At 64.6% G+C, this 13,795-nt stretch carries 16 protein-coding genes and 2 pseudogenes; 11 read left to right on the top strand and 7 right to left on the bottom strand.

Translation table 11 applies throughout. The annotated features are described in order from the left end of the window. Positions 1–218: 218 nt before the first annotated feature. Positions 219–1,625, bottom strand: coding sequence for a hypothetical protein (locus AC07WJ_RS33285; RefSeq protein ID WP_494939021.1), 1,407 nt, complete (start codon positions 1,623–1,625; stop codon positions 219–221). Between the two features lie 177 nt (positions 1,626–1,802). Here AC07WJ_RS33285 and AC07WJ_RS33280 point away from each other — a divergent pair, with 177 nt between their 5' ends. Genes AC07WJ_RS33280 through AC07WJ_RS33270 form a run of 3 tightly spaced genes read left to right on the top strand, consistent with a single transcriptional unit; the run spans position 1,803 to position 3,479 of the window. Then, complete coding sequence (locus tag AC07WJ_RS33280; RefSeq protein WP_494939020.1) at positions 1,803–2,036, top strand: hypothetical protein; 234 nt, start codon at positions 1,803–1,805, stop codon at positions 2,034–2,036. Between the two features lie 9 nt (positions 2,037–2,045). Then, a complete protein-coding gene (locus tag AC07WJ_RS33275; protein ID WP_494939019.1) occupies positions 2,046–2,618 on the top strand; it encodes a TetR/AcrR family transcriptional regulator in 573 nt (190 codons plus the stop codon). 36 nt (positions 2,619–2,654) lie between these two features. Next, positions 2,655–3,479 carry an SDR family oxidoreductase gene (locus tag AC07WJ_RS33270; RefSeq protein WP_494939018.1) on the top strand — a complete coding sequence of 275 codons (825 nt, stop codon included), beginning with the start codon at positions 2,655–2,657 and terminating at the stop codon, positions 3,477–3,479. A 35-nt stretch (positions 3,480–3,514) separates the two neighbouring features. Here AC07WJ_RS33270 and AC07WJ_RS33265 read toward each other — a convergent pair whose 3' ends face one another. Beyond that, complete coding sequence (locus AC07WJ_RS33265) at positions 3,515–4,171, bottom strand: O-methyltransferase (RefSeq protein WP_494939017.1); 657 nt, start codon at positions 4,169–4,171, stop codon at positions 3,515–3,517. A gap of 96 nt (positions 4,172–4,267) precedes the next feature. On the opposite strand from AC07WJ_RS33265, the gene AC07WJ_RS33260 reads away from it, so the two are divergent. The 3 genes from AC07WJ_RS33260 (at position 4,268) to AC07WJ_RS33250 (ending at position 7,302) form a co-directional block, all read left to right on the top strand. Continuing rightward, a complete protein-coding gene (locus AC07WJ_RS33260; protein WP_494939016.1) occupies positions 4,268–4,894 on the top strand; it encodes a TetR/AcrR family transcriptional regulator in 627 nt (208 codons plus the stop codon). Positions 4,895–5,062: 168 nt separating this feature from the next. Next, the gene (locus tag AC07WJ_RS33255; protein WP_494939015.1) at positions 5,063–6,037 is read left to right on the top strand and encodes a glycosyltransferase; all 975 of its coding nucleotides are present in this window, start codon (positions 5,063–5,065) and stop codon (positions 6,035–6,037) included. After that, on the top strand, positions 6,034–7,302 hold the full coding sequence (locus tag AC07WJ_RS33250) for an NDP-hexose 2,3-dehydratase family protein (RefSeq protein WP_494939014.1): 1,269 nt from the start codon (positions 6,034–6,036) through the stop codon (positions 7,300–7,302). The genes AC07WJ_RS33255 and AC07WJ_RS33250 overlap by 4 nt, the downstream gene beginning before the upstream one ends. Positions 7,303–7,660: 358 nt before the next feature. Here the strand turns inward: AC07WJ_RS33250 and rpiB are convergent, their stop codons facing one another. Both rpiB and AC07WJ_RS33240 read right to left on the bottom strand, forming a co-directional pair. Further along, the gene (gene rpiB, locus AC07WJ_RS33245; RefSeq protein WP_494939013.1) at positions 7,661–8,110 is read right to left on the bottom strand and encodes a ribose 5-phosphate isomerase B; all 450 of its coding nucleotides are present in this window, start codon (positions 8,108–8,110) and stop codon (positions 7,661–7,663) included. Between the two features lie 126 nt (positions 8,111–8,236). Then, positions 8,237–8,476, bottom strand: a pseudogene (locus AC07WJ_RS33240) (glutamine-hydrolyzing GMP synthase); the annotation flags it as partial. 626 nt (positions 8,477–9,102) lie between these two features. Here AC07WJ_RS33240 and AC07WJ_RS33235 point away from each other — a divergent pair. The 5 genes from AC07WJ_RS33235 to AC07WJ_RS33215 all read left to right on the top strand — a co-directional run bounded on the left by AC07WJ_RS33235 (position 9,103) and on the right by AC07WJ_RS33215 (position 12,544). Continuing rightward, entirely contained in the window at positions 9,103–9,600 is a 498-nt protein-coding gene (locus tag AC07WJ_RS33235) for a phage tail protein (RefSeq protein ID WP_494939012.1), read from the top strand. 12 nt (positions 9,601–9,612) lie between these two features. Continuing rightward, entirely contained in the window at positions 9,613–10,119 is a 507-nt protein-coding gene (locus AC07WJ_RS33230) for a phage tail protein (RefSeq protein WP_494939011.1), read from the top strand. Positions 10,120–10,131: 12 nt separating this feature from the next. Then, positions 10,132–10,662, top strand: coding sequence for a phage tail protein (locus AC07WJ_RS33225; RefSeq protein WP_494939010.1), 531 nt, complete (start codon positions 10,132–10,134; stop codon positions 10,660–10,662). Positions 10,663–10,792: 130 nt separating this feature from the next. After that, positions 10,793–11,989 (top strand): PLL family lectin, encoded by a 1,197-nt coding sequence (locus AC07WJ_RS33220; RefSeq protein WP_494939009.1) that lies wholly within the window; start codon positions 10,793–10,795, stop codon positions 11,987–11,989. A 12-nt stretch (positions 11,990–12,001) separates the two neighbouring features. Further along, positions 12,002–12,544 carry a GNAT family N-acetyltransferase gene (locus AC07WJ_RS33215; RefSeq protein ID WP_494939008.1) on the top strand — a complete coding sequence of 181 codons (543 nt, stop codon included), beginning with the start codon at positions 12,002–12,004 and terminating at the stop codon, positions 12,542–12,544. On the opposite strand, the gene AC07WJ_RS33210 is transcribed toward AC07WJ_RS33215, so the two are convergent. The 3 genes and pseudogenes from AC07WJ_RS33210 to AC07WJ_RS33200 all read right to left on the bottom strand — a co-directional run. Next, positions 12,523–12,798 carry a DUF6916 family protein gene (locus tag AC07WJ_RS33210; protein ID WP_494939007.1) on the bottom strand — a complete coding sequence of 92 codons (276 nt, stop codon included), beginning with the start codon at positions 12,796–12,798 and terminating at the stop codon, positions 12,523–12,525. The genes AC07WJ_RS33215 and AC07WJ_RS33210 overlap by 22 nt on opposite strands. 341 nt (positions 12,799–13,139) lie before the next feature. Then, a complete protein-coding gene (locus AC07WJ_RS33205) occupies positions 13,140–13,643 on the bottom strand; it encodes an SRPBCC family protein (RefSeq protein ID WP_494939006.1) in 504 nt (167 codons plus the stop codon). Further along, positions 13,627–13,776: pseudogene (locus AC07WJ_RS33200) on the bottom strand (ArsR family transcriptional regulator); the annotation flags it as partial. The pseudogene AC07WJ_RS33200 and the gene AC07WJ_RS33205, both read right to left, overlap by 17 nt. Positions 13,777–13,795 lie beyond the last annotated feature (19 nt).

Raw genomic sequence — 13,795 nt, 5'->3', positions numbered from 1 at the left:
TCGTAGATCCGCTAACTCTCAGAGTACACGTTCGGCGAAATCGGAGCTCGCTCCGGAAAGACACACAACGCCGCGAGTGCGGCACTGCGTGTTCCATCTGCAATTGTTCAAGCTTTCCGCCTTGACGCAACTCTCTTCTGCCGCTGACGCCAGCAAATTGGGTCGCCTAGCGTCCTGCGCGCCCTCAACCGGGATAGTGTCGCGCAAATTTATGCCCCTCAGACCACGACGCGGTCCTTATCACCTCCGGTGATGTGCATGATGATCGTGCGGGAGCTCAGCACTGTGCCGTCGGGGGTGAGGGTCACCTGCTCGCCGTGCTTGAAGAAGTGCTGGCTTATTCCGCCGAAGGCAGTCTCCGGGAGCGGCGCCTTAGCTTTGGGGTTATGGAAGATTTGTAGCTCGTCCGACCAATGCTCAACATAATCCTCCCGGCCGATCTCTTCGAAGAACGGCAAGGGGTGTATGGAGTTGGGATCGGGGTTGAACCGGACACCCATACGAAAATATCTGTGGTCCACGGGCATGAAGCCGGCCGCGATACCAATTCTGTCGAACTTGGCTAGCGTGCCGGCGTTCGAGAAGACCACCGCGGAAATGTTCTCGGCGCCTGGCAGATCGAAAAAACCGGTCTCAACCACCTTCTCTTTAAAGATGTGGTCGCCGCCCTTAACGGCGCGGATGACTAACTCCCCATCGACAAGCTCCCACTCGATGCGTTGACCGTAGAGATAGGGCCAAAGGGCCGACGCTGTGTAGGTCATCGAGCCCGGTTCGCCGTCGCCGCCGGTGACGTGAAAGTCGGCGATCGCAAGAAGGAAGGGCTTGCCCGCCGCATCACCGCGCTCCCAGTAGCTTCGGCCGTCCTTGTCTTTCTTGTTGAGCTTGCTCGTCAACGACGAACCGAACTTCATTGGCATGTAGTGTTCGAGGAACTCCCTCATCTGCTCTGGAGTCGTGGGATTAGGCCGGTCTGCGAGGACACCACCCTTTGACGGGCTGACGGTCGTAGCTTCGACGGTGAAGGCAATGCTAGGCGCCTCGCAGGTGAAGTCCGGGGCTTCGGGCTGGGATACGTCGAAGCCGAGTTCGCGGAATGTCGCCCAGAGGAACATCTCCCAAAGGCGCTGGTCGAAGTGCTTGAACTGAAACTCGCTAACGAAGTGAGGGTCCGTAGGCGCCAGCCAGGGGCCGATCTCCTTGAAGACCGAGCGGCTGGGGTGTCGCCCAGGACTGTCGATGAGGACCCTGAAATGCGGATGCAGGGTTTCCAGCTTCGTCCCGGCCGGGACGAATAAGACGTCGGTCGGGTAGTTTGTTTCGTCCTCCTGATCGCCCAAGGCGAGGAAGTCGCCATCATCAACGGCCAACGCAATACGCTCTCGAACGCGCTGCACCGCGATGATCTCGCTATCGATACTCGTTTCGACGTCCACGCAGCGGAACCGGCCGATCTTGTCACGCGCCATCAAAATCCAGCCAAAGTCCTCGTCAGTCGTATCCAGGAACACGAGCCCTAGCACTCGTTCATCGTGGTCGCTCCATTGGGACAGCTCCACGGACATAAGCCTGGCCAGTGACTGCCTCGCACCGAGAGCGAAGAGATCGAAGCGCGCACGTTTCATCGGGCGGCTCGCGGCCTCTCTAATCGCACGACGTTCCATTCTACGTTTTGATTCGCCCATGCGAGCGAAGATAGGCGCCCGCTCCAACAATGCATATCCGTTCTAGGCTTCAGGCGGCAGGGGACCGCCAATGATACAGAAATCGAAGTGTAACGTGCGCAACGCGTAGATTTGACCATGACCGCCGCCATGGCCGACCACTTCGATGCTGACGACCGATGGGCCGCCCGCGAGCTTGATGCTTTCGATCACGTCCGAATAATGCGTGCCCTGGAGCAAGTTGGCGCCCTCTACGGCTTTGGCTTCCTCTTGAAGACCTCGATGATCAGCCGACCGATGACTGGCGCTTGGCTGTGGCACAATTCTCTCGCCTCCGTGCCTCCCGTCGACACCGAATCCCCGTTCGCTTAAACTCCCCCCATGAAACCCAAGGACGATGAGAAGCAGCGGGCGATCGCCGAAGCGACATTCCGGCTTGTCGCGGAATCCGGGCTGGCCGCGCTGACAATGTCGGACATTGCGCGGGCGGCCGGCATCGCCACGGCCACGCTCTATGTCTATCACCCGTCCAAGGACGACCTGTTGACCCGGCTCTATGAGACCGCCAAGACGGCCACCGCCGCGCGGTTGATGCAGGCTTACGATCCGAAGGCGCCGCTGCGCGCCAGGGGCCGGGCGATCTGGCTCGCCATGCTGCACAATCGGCTCGCCCATTTCGCCGAAGCCTCGTTCCAGGAGCAGTTCGCGGCATCCGCCTGGTTTCGCGCGCCGAGCCAGAGCATGGTCGCTTCCGCCATGGGCGTGTTCACCGCGGCGCTCGAGGAGGGGCGCCGGGAGGAAATCCTCAAGGACGTGCCGGTGGCGCTGCTGGCGGCGCATTTCCTGGCCTCAGTGCGCGAGACGGCGCGGCTGATCCGCGCCGGCGACCTGCCCGACGATGCGGCGAGCCGCGCCGCGGCCTTTTCGATGTGCTGGGATGCCCTGAAGTCCTGATCTTGTTTTGCCCTATAACCAAACGGAGATTCGGCCATGACACGCACGGTTCTGATCACAGGCTGTTCCTCGGGGATAGGCGCCGCCGCCGTGCGGCGCTTCGCCGATGCGGGTTGGAATGTCGCCGCGACCTTGCGAAACCCTTCGGCCGCGGACTTCCCGCAGGGTTCGGGCCAAGTCGAGGCCTTCGCGCTCGACGTGACCGACCAGGCTTCGGTCGACGCGGCGGTGGCCAAGGCGGTCGCGCGTTTCGGGCCGATCGACGTCGTGATCAACAATGCCGGTTATGGCCTGTTCGGGCCGTTCGAAAGCGCGTCCCGGGAGGCGATCGCCCGCCAGTTCCAGACCAATGTGGAGGGGGTCTTCGCCGTCACCCGCGCCGTGCTGCCCGGCATGCGCGAGCGCGCGAGCGGCGTCATCATCAATGTCGCCTCGCTGACGGGGCTGGTCGCCATGCCGCTCTATTCGCTCTACGCGGCCTCGAAATATGCGGTGGTCGGGTTCTCCGAGGCCTTGAGCCACGAACTCGCGCCGCTCGGCATCCGGGTCAAGGTCGTGGCGCCGGGATCGGTGTCGACCGATTTCGCCGGGCGTTCGCTGGCGCGCACCTTCGAGGGTGACGGCGGCCCTTACGCGGCTTCGATCGCCAAGGTCATGGGCGCCTTCGCGGCCAACCGGGCCTCCAACGGCTCCACGCCCGAACAGTTGGCCGAGGCGCTCTACGGCGCGGCGACCGATGGCAGCGCGCAGGTGCGCTACGTGATCGGCGACGATGCGCTCGCCGTCATGCAGGCGCGGCAGGAGATCGGCGAGGAAGCCCTGCTGGCGGGGATCCGCCAGCGCTTCGGCCTGGGCTCCTGAAGGCCGCGGCCTTCACAGGCAACGGAGCAGCGGCGTCAGCCGAGCCGCATGGAGAGCTCGACATCCTCGGCGAAGGGCGTGGACAGATAGCCGCCTCCCGGTGCCCGCACACGTGCGAGATATTCGGGCGAGTCGTCGGCATTGTCGGCCACGACCAGCGCGCCGGGGCGAAGCCGGGGCTCCACCCGTGCGAGGATCTCCGGATAAAGCGCCTTGGCTCCGTCAAGCAGCACGAGGTCGATCGTGTCGGGAAGATCGACGCTCAAGGTCTGGAGCGCGTCGCCCGCGCGGATCTCGACGAGATCGATCAAGCCGCCATCCGTCAGGTTGCCGCGTGCGCGCTCGATCTTGCCGGGCTCGAACTCGCTGGTGATCAGGCGACCGCCGCCATTGTCGCGAAGTGCGGCCGCCAGATGCAGCGTGGAGAGCCCGAACGAGGTTCCGAACTCGACGATCGTCCGCGCGCGGCTGCTGCGCGCGAGCATGTAGAGCAGCAAGCCGGTCTCGCGCGAGACCGGCAGCCACAGGTCCTTCAGGCGTCCGTACAGGTCGAGATATTCGGTTTTGCTGCGCAAGAGCCGCTCGCGCTCGGCTCGGGAAACGTCGGCCCAAGCCGGGCTGGTGGCGGCCTCTGCCTCCGCGAACAGGCGGGGCAGCAGGGCGGCGAGCGGGGCGGTCGTCAGGGTGTTCATGCGGTATCTCCGGTCCTGGACAAGCGAGCTGCTTGTGTCGGATCGAAAAATACGATCAATTCGTCGCGTTTCATATTCGCATGGCGCCGACGACCGATGACGAACGCCTCAACCCCACGTATTTCCTCGCGAAAACAGCCGCAGCAGATGCGCTCCACGGAGCTCGTCGCGGCCATTCTCGAGGCTGCGGTTCGCGTTCTGGCCGAGGAAGGCGCGGCCCGTTTCACGACGGCGCGCGTGGCGGAAAAGGCCGGTGTCAGCGTCGGATCGCTCTACCAGTATTTTCCGAACAAGGCGGCGATCCTGTTTCGCCTGCAAAGCGACGAATGGCGCCAGACCGGCGACCTCATGCGGTCGATCCTGGAGAATGCGGCGGCCGCACCGCTCGCCAGGCTGCGCGACCTCGTTCACGCTTTCGTTCGCTCCGAATGCGAGGAGGCGCGGATCCGCATCGCGCTGGCCGACGCAGCCCCGCTCTATCGCGCCACGCCCGAAGCCCGCGAGGCCCGCGGGCAAGGCGAACGCATTTTCAAGGCTTTCATGCGCGAAGCCCTGCCCGAGGCCTCGGAGCCGACGCGCGTCCTCGCCGGGGGCCTGATCATGGCCACCATGAGCACGATCGCGAAGCAGTTCTCGGCGATCCCGCGCAGCGCGGCGGAGATCGAAACCTATGCCGACGCCCTGGCCGACATGTTTTGCGCCTATCTGAGCCAGGTGAAGTGAGCCGCTCCGCCGGCGACGGCAGGCGGACGTATCGACCTTGCCTCGCGCCCCAACCTGGGATCCGCGTCGATTGACGCGGCCTCTTGCACCACGATATGCCGCACCCAGCCAAGCCTCACCTCGCACGGGTGCTTCTTCCTGATGTGGTTCCGTCGATCGACACCCCGCGTGACCGTGGTTCTCGCGGCTTACAACCACGTGGAATTCGTCCGCGAGGCGGTGATGAGCGTGCTCGACCAGACCTTGCGCGACCTGGAGCTGATCGTGGTCGATGACGGCTCCTCCGACGGCACGCCCGACGTCGTCGCCGCCATCAGCGATCCCCGGCTCAGCCTGATCCGCATGCCGCTCAATCGCGCGGTTCATCCGCGCAATCTGGCGATCGGCCGGGCGCGCGGGCGTTTCATCGCCTTCCAGAACTCGGACGACGTCTGGTCGCCGGCCAAGCTCGCGGCGCAGGTCGCGGCAATGGAAGCGCGGCCCGAACTCACCCTCTGCTGCACGGCCACCCGCATCATCGGTGCCAATGGCGCACCGGACGGCGACAATTGGGCAAACGGCCTGTTCACCACCGAGAACCGAGGGGGGCCCGCCTGGCTCCGCCACTTCTTCGACATCGGCAATTGTCTCGCCATTTCCTCCGCCATGGTGCGACGGCGCCAGCTTCTGCGCCTTGGCGGCTTCCGGGCGAGCCTCGTGCAGCTCTCCGACTTCGATCTCTGGGTGCGGCTGGCGGCCATCGGCGAGATCGCCATCCTGCCGGATGCGCTGTGCGACATCCGGATCGTCGCGGGGCGCAATCTCAGCGGGCCGTCGCCTGCCGCCGGCCGCCGAACGCAAATCGAGCTCGCCAGCGTGCTGGAGAACTTCGCCCTTCCCCCTTTGCTCGATCGCCTGCCGGAGATCTTCCCGGAGCTGCGGGACATGAGAACGCAAGGCGCCCGAAAGGTCGCCCTGGCGCGCCGCTGGTGGCCGCGGGACGGCGGCTATGCGCTGTTCGCCGACCGCGTGATCGCGCAGGTGATGGACAACGCGGCCGAACGGGCGGAGGCGGTCGCGGCGCTCGGGCCCGACTTCATCCATGACTTCATCGCGCGCCGCGGCCTAGCCGCCTTCCACCTTCAGACCGGTGCCCCCCCATGACGCCGGACGCGATGGCGGAGACCTTGGCCATCCGGCAATGGCTGGAGCGGCGGCGCGCGGCGGCGGGCATGCAGGTCGTGCCGAGCGCGCTTGCCCGCTCGCCGAGCTGGCGGCTCGAGGACGGCGTGATCCGCCATGCCTCCGGACGCTTCTTCCAGGTCGTCGGGCTCAACTGGTGCGAGGGCGGCGCCGCGCATTGCCAGCCCTTCATCGAACAGCGGGAGATCGGCACACTCGGCTTCCTGGCGCGGCGGACGGCCCATGGGCTGGCGCTTCTGCTGCATGCCAAGGCCGAGCCGGGCAATGTCGGCATCGCGCAGATCGGCCCGACCTGCCAGGCCACCGCCAGCAACCGGGACCGCGTGCATGGCGGCGCCCTGCCCCCCTATGCGGCGGCCTTTGCCGATGAGACCGGCTCCCGGCTGACGGATTCCCGGCAGAGCGAACAGGGCTCGCGCTTTCTCGGCAAGTTCAACCGCAACGTCGTCGTGCTGTCGGACGGCACGGCGCCGGTGGGCGACGACCACCGCTGGGCCGGCTTCGACGCGCTCAGGCCGCTCCTGCTCGACGATTTCCTTGTAAACACCGATGCGCGTTCGGTGATCTGCACCACGCCGTGGCGGCTGCTGGCCGGACGCGCGCCCTTTCCGGGCGAGGATGCGCTGTCGCGGGCTCTCGGCCAGTCGTTCCGGGCGCCGGTTCGCCTGGAGGCGCTGGCGCGCGTCCAGGCCGCGTTGCGCCATGCCCGTCACGCGACGGCGCCCGCCACACTTTGCCCCGTGGACCGGCTGCCGGGCTGGCGATTTGATCCCGGTGGGGCGACGACCCTGACCGACGGCAAGCTGACGCTCCGCCATATCGACGTCCGCGCGGCATCCCGGGAGGTCGCGGCCTGGGACCAGCCGATCCTCGACAGCGGCGGCGAACAGACGATCGACCTCGATGGCCGGCACGAAAACGAAGCCTTGCACTTCGCGTTCCGCGCCGCCTGGGAGCCCGGCCTCGGCGCCGGCGCCGAGCTCGCGCCAACCCGGATGGGTGAGGATCGCCCCGAGGGGAAGACGCTCCTGCAGGCGCGCCAATCGGATGAAGGCGGCCGCTTCCTCCAGGACGTGTCCCTGTACCGCGTGCGCGACGTGACCGGCGAGGCCGAGGCCCCCGGCCTCTTGTGGCTCTCACTGTCGGAGATCCACCACCTGCTGCCGCTGGGCTTTTTCAACAACGAGGCCCGCAGCGCGATCTCGCTGCTTCTCGCGCTCGCCTGACCCGCGTCGCCTCCGGCGTCACGGCCATCGGTGAAAGGGAGGTGACGGAGCCAGCACCCGGCGCAAGCTCGATAAGACGTGGCAAGGAACGGCGCTGGAGCGTGACCGCGTCAGATTGAAGCCGTCGGGCGATCTTGCAATTCGGTCAGCCGTCCTTCGAGGCTCGCTGCGCTCGCACCTCAGGATGAGGGCCGTCGAGATCGGCATCGAGTCCAGTGCAGGATGCACGACACGCGTTGCGCCTCATAGGCAACGCTGTTGCAGTTCTCTTCTCCCCTCATCCTGAGGTGCGAGCGCAGCGAGCCTCGAAGGACGGCTAACCTCTATGCAGCCCGCTTCAATCTGACCCGATGGTGCCCTACCCCTCCAGCGCCCCGATCATCGCCACCCGCGTCGCATGCCGGCCGCCCTCGAACTTGGCGGCCAGGAAGGCATCGACGATATCGAGCGCCAGGCCCTCGCCCACCACGCGCGCGCCGATCGACAGCATGTTGGCGTCGTTGTGCTGGCGGATCATGCGGGCCGAAAACGCGTCGGCGCAGACGCCGCAGCGGATGCCCCTGACCTTGTTCGCCGCCATCATGATGCCCTGGCCGGTGCCGCACAAAATGATGCCGAAGCGGCAATCGCCGGAAGCGACGCGCCGCGCCGCCGCCGCGCCATGCTCGGGATAGGGCGTGCTCTCGGACGTCACCGGCCCGATATCGACCACCTCCCAGCCGTGCCCCGCGATATGCGCGGCAAGGACCTGCCGGAGCTGAATGGCGGCGTGGTCGCTGGAGAGGACGATGCGGTTGCTGGATGTCATGGCGACGTCGTCCGGTTTGCCCCTGCCATTTGGCGGCTGGCGCGCGCCAAGAAGGCGTCAGCCATATGCGGTTTTCCGATCGCTTGGGCAAGCCAGGTTGGCAAACGCTTGGACTGCCTGCTGAATGCGGATGGCGAGGCCCGGGCCCGGGAAGGCATGGCGGCCGACGAAGCTCGCGGGCAGGCCAGGTTCGCGGCCGAGCGCCCTCACCTCGTCCTCGAACAGTTCGCGCAAGGGTTCGACGAGCTGCATGTTCATGCGCTCGGGCAGGTTGTGGCGGCTCTTGACGGTGACCACGGGGCCGCCGGTGAATGAGATGCGGTCGATCAGGTCGGGGCAAAGCGTGCCCTGTGCCAGGACATCGGCGGCGCTGGCAGGTTGGCCAATCACACCGACCTTGGAGCGAATGCGACTCCACCTGGCCGAATAATCGCCGGTATGCTCGTCGAGCAGGAGGGGAATTCCCGCCTCGGCCGGATAGGCAACCCGCACTATGCCGGAACGTTCTACGACTTCACGGCAGCGCAGAACACCATTGCCGATAGCACCGACGGCACGTCCACCCATGCTCAAGCCGTCCTTGCCTTCGGTGATCCAAACAAAAAAGCGCGATACGGCTTCTTCGGCGGCCCTCAATTCCTGTCCGCATTGATCCATGGGACATCGATACGCTCGGTTCTGACACTATTTCTGTCGTAACGGCATAGGACGTCGCCGTGATCACGCATGACCTAGCGTCGCGGAACGTCGCCATCACATCTTTTCGTACGGCAGCTGGAGCCGTCGCAGATTCGGACACTTCGTAAAATTGCGGATACTTCCGTCGCCCAGTTGCGCGAGATCGTCGGCGTATATTGGAAATCCGGACAATTTTGCCGGAAGAAGACATTTCCGTGGGCCCTGAAATTTGTACCGACGAACGCGCAGATTGGTAGTGACTCGCTAATGCAATGTGCGATAGTGCGCTCCGCGCTCAAATAGAGGGGGCACGCGTGGCTGAGCCGTTTCTTTCCGAAATCAGGATCATGTCCTTTGCCTTCCCGCCCAGGGGGTGGGCGCTGTGCGACGGCCAACTCCTCCCCATAAACCAGAATCAGGGACTGTTTTCGCTGCTGGGCACCACGTTCGGCGGTGACGGGCGGGTCAACTTCGCACTGCCTGACTATCGGGGGCGCGCGCCGATCCATGCCGGCAACGGCCATACGCTCGGCGAACGGGGCGGCGAACAGGCGCACACGCTTTCGATCGGGGAACTGCCGACGCACACGCATGTCGGGCAGGCGACGAACACGAATGGCGCGGTCGCTATTCCGGGCGGTGCGTTTTTGGGCGCCGTCAACAACGCCTATAGCGCGCCCACGCAACTGACATCGATCAATCCGGCGACCATTGGAAATCAGGGCGGCAATCAGGCGCATCTCAACATGCAGCCATTCCTGACATTGAGCTTCTGCATCGCCCTGCAGGGCATCTTTCCGTCGCCGACATAAGGGAGCGGGATCATGGCACAGCCCTATGTTGGCGAGATCAGAATGTTTGCTGGCAATTTCGCGCCAGCCGGCTGGATGTTCTGCGAAGGACAGCTCCTGCCGATCTCAGAGAACGAAACCTTGTTCAATCTTATCGGCACCACTTACGGCGGCGACGGCCAGAGTACTTTCGCCCTGCCCGACCTACGCGGACGGCTTCCAATCCATCAGGGTAACGGCTTCATCCTTTCCGAGACCGGCGGAGCCGAAGAGATCACGCTGACCATCAACCAAATTGCCGCACACAGCCATCCTATGCTCGCGTCCGGCAATACGGGCACAGGCACGAACCCCCAAGGCAACGTCCTCGACCAGATGAGCGGCGCGATCTTGCTGTACAAGGAACAGCCTCCGACAGTTGCAATGAGTGCGGTGGCAGTCAGTTCCATCGGCGGCAGCCAGCCGCACAGCAATTTCCAGCCCTATCTCTGCGTGAATTTCATCATCTCGCTGTTCGGCATCTTCCCGACGCAGACTTGAAGAGGGACCGTCATGGCCGATCCGTTCGTCGCTGAAATTCGCATCTTTCCGTTCAACTTCGCGCCCAGGGGGTGGGCGTGGTGCGACGGACAGCTTCTGCCGCTGTCGCAGAACACGGCGCTGTTTTCGCTGCTCGGCACCACCTATGGCGGCAACGGCAAATCCAACTTCGCCCTGCCCGACCTCCAAGGCCGCGCGCCGATGCATCCTGGCCAAGGCCCCGGCCTTTCGCTGCACGATCTCGGCGAGACAAGCGGCTCGGAGACGGTGTCATTGCTCGAATCCGAGATTCCGATGCATTCGCATAGCATGATGGCGGCGAATCTGCCTGCCGATCAGGGGGCTCCGACACCAGCCCGGTCGCTTGCCCGGTCGATCAACGCATTCGCCTATGTCGCAGGCAGCCCTCAGCCGGCATTGGTTCCGATGAGCGATCAAATGCTCGCGCCTGCCGGCGGCGACCAGCCGCACAACAATCTGCAACCCTACCTCACCTGTTATTTCTGCATCGCGCTGCAAGGCGTCTTCCCGCCGAGAACCTGAATTCAGAGCCAAAGGCAGGACCGATACGATGGCCAAGAGCACAGAAACAAAGTCAAAGGCATCGGCCTCCGCAGCGGCGCCAAGAACGGCTTCGAAGGCCAGCGCCGGTCCCGCCCCTTCGTTCCAAAGCATGCCGGCCGGTGCATCGTTTTTCGAACTCTCGCGGCTGATGGTCGTCGGCATCGATTCCAATGCCGGCCGGCTGATCCAGAAGGCGCAGACTTCGCCCAACGGGCCATGGCCTTCCGCATGGTCGGTCATCGCTCCCGGCGCCTGGCTGATCATGACAGCCGGCCTGACCAAGGACGGCAGGGTGGCGGTGGTCGCGCAACCGTCAGGCACAGTCAGCCTCTCGTTCATCACCGAGGACGCCAACCAGATCGGGCCGGTCGACAAATGGAATGCGCCGCTGACCATCGGCGCACCGCCCGGCGCCGCCGGCTATCAGAAACTGTCGATGGCCAACGATGCCGATGGCCGCATAGAGGTTTTCGTCACCGACAATCAGGGCCGGATCTGGTGGATCTATCAGAACCCGGACCGGATCGTGCAGGTCCAGAAAACCATCACGCCGCCCGGCACGACGACCCCGATCGTCGTCACCGTCAACGAGCTCGCGCCACCGGCCAAGATGTGGAGCGACTGGATCCAGATACCAGGCGGCCTGGTGACGGTCGCCGCGATCCGCCAGGGCGACGGCACCATTGCGCTGTTCGGAATCAATTCCGGGCTCCATCTCTACCGTTGCCAGCAGGCGACGGCGCAGGCCTTCAAGGCCACCGACTGGACGCCGTGGGTGCAGATCGACACCGGACAAACCGGCGGGTTTACGGAAATGGCGCCGGTGGTCGGCCCGCTGGGTGCCACCAACCTGTTCGCCCTCACCCAGAACGGCCAGGTGCTGCACACACGTCAGCAGCCGGCCGGATCGAACACCTGGACGCAATGGGCGACGCCAGGTTATTCCAGGGTCCCCAAATACACATTGGCAGCCGGCATCCAGGGCGACGGCGACATCGTGCTGGTCGCTTCGGATCAGCAGCGCATCCACGAATTCAATGCTCAGTGGGACGCCACCACCCAGAACTGGTCGGGCTGGCGCGATTTCGGCGTGTCCCTCTACGCGACGCGGCTCTCGCTCAACTACAATGCCGACGGACGGCTCGCCCTGTTCAGCCTGATGCTCATGCCGAACGGCACACATGCGCTCGCCACCATAAGCCAGGTGGGCATCGACAGTTCCGAATGGGACTATGGATGGACGACGCTCGCGGAGGACAACGTCAAGCAGATCGTCGTGGTGCGCGACCTGACGCCGCCGGTCTGAGGCCGGCCGGGAATGGTCGTGATCGCGGCTGGTGCAGGCTACAAGCGGGCAGCAGCCCTTGGGCTGGTGCTGAGGCCTGAGGCCGATGCCGACATTCCCTTCATAGCAGCGCTCTATGCCTCGACACGCCATGCGGAACTCGCCGAGGTGCGATGGCCGCCGGAAGCCAAGGCGCAGTTTCTCGAGGCGCAGTTCCAGGCGCAGCGCGCGCATTACCGGCGCCACTATCCCGAAGGCGAATGGCAGGTGGTTACGCGTGCGCGGGAAGACATCGGCCGTCTCTACCTGGAGCGCTGGCCGAGCCAGCACCGCATCATCGACATCGCCTTTCTGCCCCAGCAATGTGGCAAGGGCCTTGGTACGGCGTTGCTGAGCGACCTGATCGACGAGGCTGCCGCCGTCGGCAAAGCTGTTTCGATCCATGTCGAAAAGAACAATCCGGCCCGCCGGCTTTATCTGCGCCTGGGCTTTGCCGTCACCGAGGACAAAGGCGTCTATGACCTGATGGCGCGTCCGGCCTCAGGCGAGCCCGATCAGTTGAAGACAGCCTCGTAGACATAACCCGTCGCGTCAGCCGACACGGGCACGATGAAGATGTCATGCGAAGAACCATTGCGGACAAAGCGATAGACCGCTTGCGGCAACGGAGCCTCGCGCGGTCCCTTGAAGAGCAGCGTGAAGCCGCCTCCTTCACGTGGACTGGAGGCTATGGGCTTCACCGCGCTCAATTCCAGCGCAATCGCCTTGCCGTCGGCCTCAACGGAAAAACTCTGCCCGACCGTCTGATCGAAATCCGAAAGCGATGCCATACCGCCTGCCCTGGACCTGTCTTGAGACCCATGCCTCATCAGCCAATGTCGTCGCTCGACAGCACGCTGTCTATAGCGCGTGATCTTAAAGGGGAGAATGAACGCGCCCAGACATGCGTGGCTGAAACCGCGCTATGGCCTCCGCCCCCTGCTCCCACGCGATCGTCCCGGGCGGCTTGCGCGTGACGATGATCCGCGTCGCGGCGCGACCGAGGACGTTCATGTCCACTACGCTGACAGTGCACCTTTCTCGTCGCGGCGTTCCGCAACGGAAAATGCAGTCCAATGCACCGTCACCGTCGCTCCGAGACGCTCCCCCGAGGCGCGTTTCCCGACCCGCGCTACGCGCCTTTGCCGGAAAGCAATGCGTCGAGCTGCTCCAGCTGCTCCGGCAATGCGGCGGCCGCGCCCTGGAGTGCTTCCTCGAGCGCCTCCTTGGACGGATAGACTTCGTGGAAATTCAGCAGCGTCGTCCCGCCTTGGTCCTCGAAGGTCACGGTGGTGACCGCGCCCTCTTCGCCCTCGTCGTTGGTCCAGACGATGCGCTCGTTCGGCACCACCTCGAGATACTTGCCGTAGAAGGCCATGGTGTCCGAACCGTCGGCGCCGAATTCCAGCCGATATTTGCCGCCGGTACGGACGTCCATATCGCAGGCTACGAGCGAAACGCCGGATACCGATTTTGGCACCCACCAGCGCTGGAACAGCGCGGGCTGGCTCCACGCCCTGTAAACCGCGCTCGGCGGCGCATTGAACGCTCGCGTTACGGCGAGTTCGCGATCCCCTCTGGGTTCGACCGGCGTGCGGTTCTGCGCGCCACCTGCACCGTTAATTTGCTGTTTCATCGCTTCCCTCCTGTTTCATTTTGCCGATGATGTCGTCCCATGCTTCGAAGCCGGCCTCGAAGAGCTTGCGATGCGCCTCGATCCACGCGGCTTCCGCCGTGAGGCCGCGTTTCCCAAGCTTTGTTGCGGTGACAGTGCATTTTTCTCGCCGG

The organism is Phreatobacter sp. GW821-FHT04C01 (assembly GCF_059420385.1).
This window is presented reverse-complemented; position numbering and strand designations above follow the sequence as displayed.

Excerpts from the sequence above, each read along its gene's own strand:
- AC07WJ_RS33280 (WP_494939020.1), top strand. The coding sequence starts at position 1,803 with ATGACCGCCGCCATGGCCGACCACTTCGATGCTGACGACCGATGGGCC.
- AC07WJ_RS33230 (WP_494939011.1), top strand. The coding sequence starts at position 9,613 with ATGGCACAGCCCTATGTTGGCGAGATCAGAATGTTTGCTGGCAATTTC.
- AC07WJ_RS33270 (WP_494939018.1), top strand. The coding sequence starts at position 2,655 with ATGACACGCACGGTTCTGATCACAGGCTGTTCCTCGGGGATAGGCGCC.
- rpiB (WP_494939013.1), bottom strand. The coding sequence starts at position 8,110 with ATGACATCCAGCAACCGCATCGTCCTCTCCAGCGACCACGCCGCCATT.
- AC07WJ_RS33225 (WP_494939010.1), top strand. The coding sequence starts at position 10,132 with ATGGCCGATCCGTTCGTCGCTGAAATTCGCATCTTTCCGTTCAACTTC.
- AC07WJ_RS33220 (WP_494939009.1), top strand. The coding sequence starts at position 10,793 with ATGCCGGCCGGTGCATCGTTTTTCGAACTCTCGCGGCTGATGGTCGTC.
- AC07WJ_RS33260 (WP_494939016.1), top strand. The coding sequence starts at position 4,268 with ATGACGAACGCCTCAACCCCACGTATTTCCTCGCGAAAACAGCCGCAG.
- AC07WJ_RS33215 (WP_494939008.1), top strand. The coding sequence starts at position 12,002 with ATGGTCGTGATCGCGGCTGGTGCAGGCTACAAGCGGGCAGCAGCCCTT.
- AC07WJ_RS33285 (WP_494939021.1), bottom strand. The coding sequence starts at position 1,625 with ATGAAACGTGCGCGCTTCGATCTCTTCGCTCTCGGTGCGAGGCAGTCA.
- AC07WJ_RS33250 (WP_494939014.1), top strand. The coding sequence starts at position 6,034 with ATGACGCCGGACGCGATGGCGGAGACCTTGGCCATCCGGCAATGGCTG.
- AC07WJ_RS33210 (WP_494939007.1), bottom strand. The coding sequence starts at position 12,798 with ATGGCATCGCTTTCGGATTTCGATCAGACGGTCGGGCAGAGTTTTTCC.
- AC07WJ_RS33275 (WP_494939019.1), top strand. The coding sequence starts at position 2,046 with ATGAAACCCAAGGACGATGAGAAGCAGCGGGCGATCGCCGAAGCGACA.
- AC07WJ_RS33205 (WP_494939006.1), bottom strand. The coding sequence starts at position 13,643 with ATGAAACAGCAAATTAACGGTGCAGGTGGCGCGCAGAACCGCACGCCG.
- AC07WJ_RS33265 (WP_494939017.1), bottom strand. The coding sequence starts at position 4,171 with ATGAACACCCTGACGACCGCCCCGCTCGCCGCCCTGCTGCCCCGCCTG.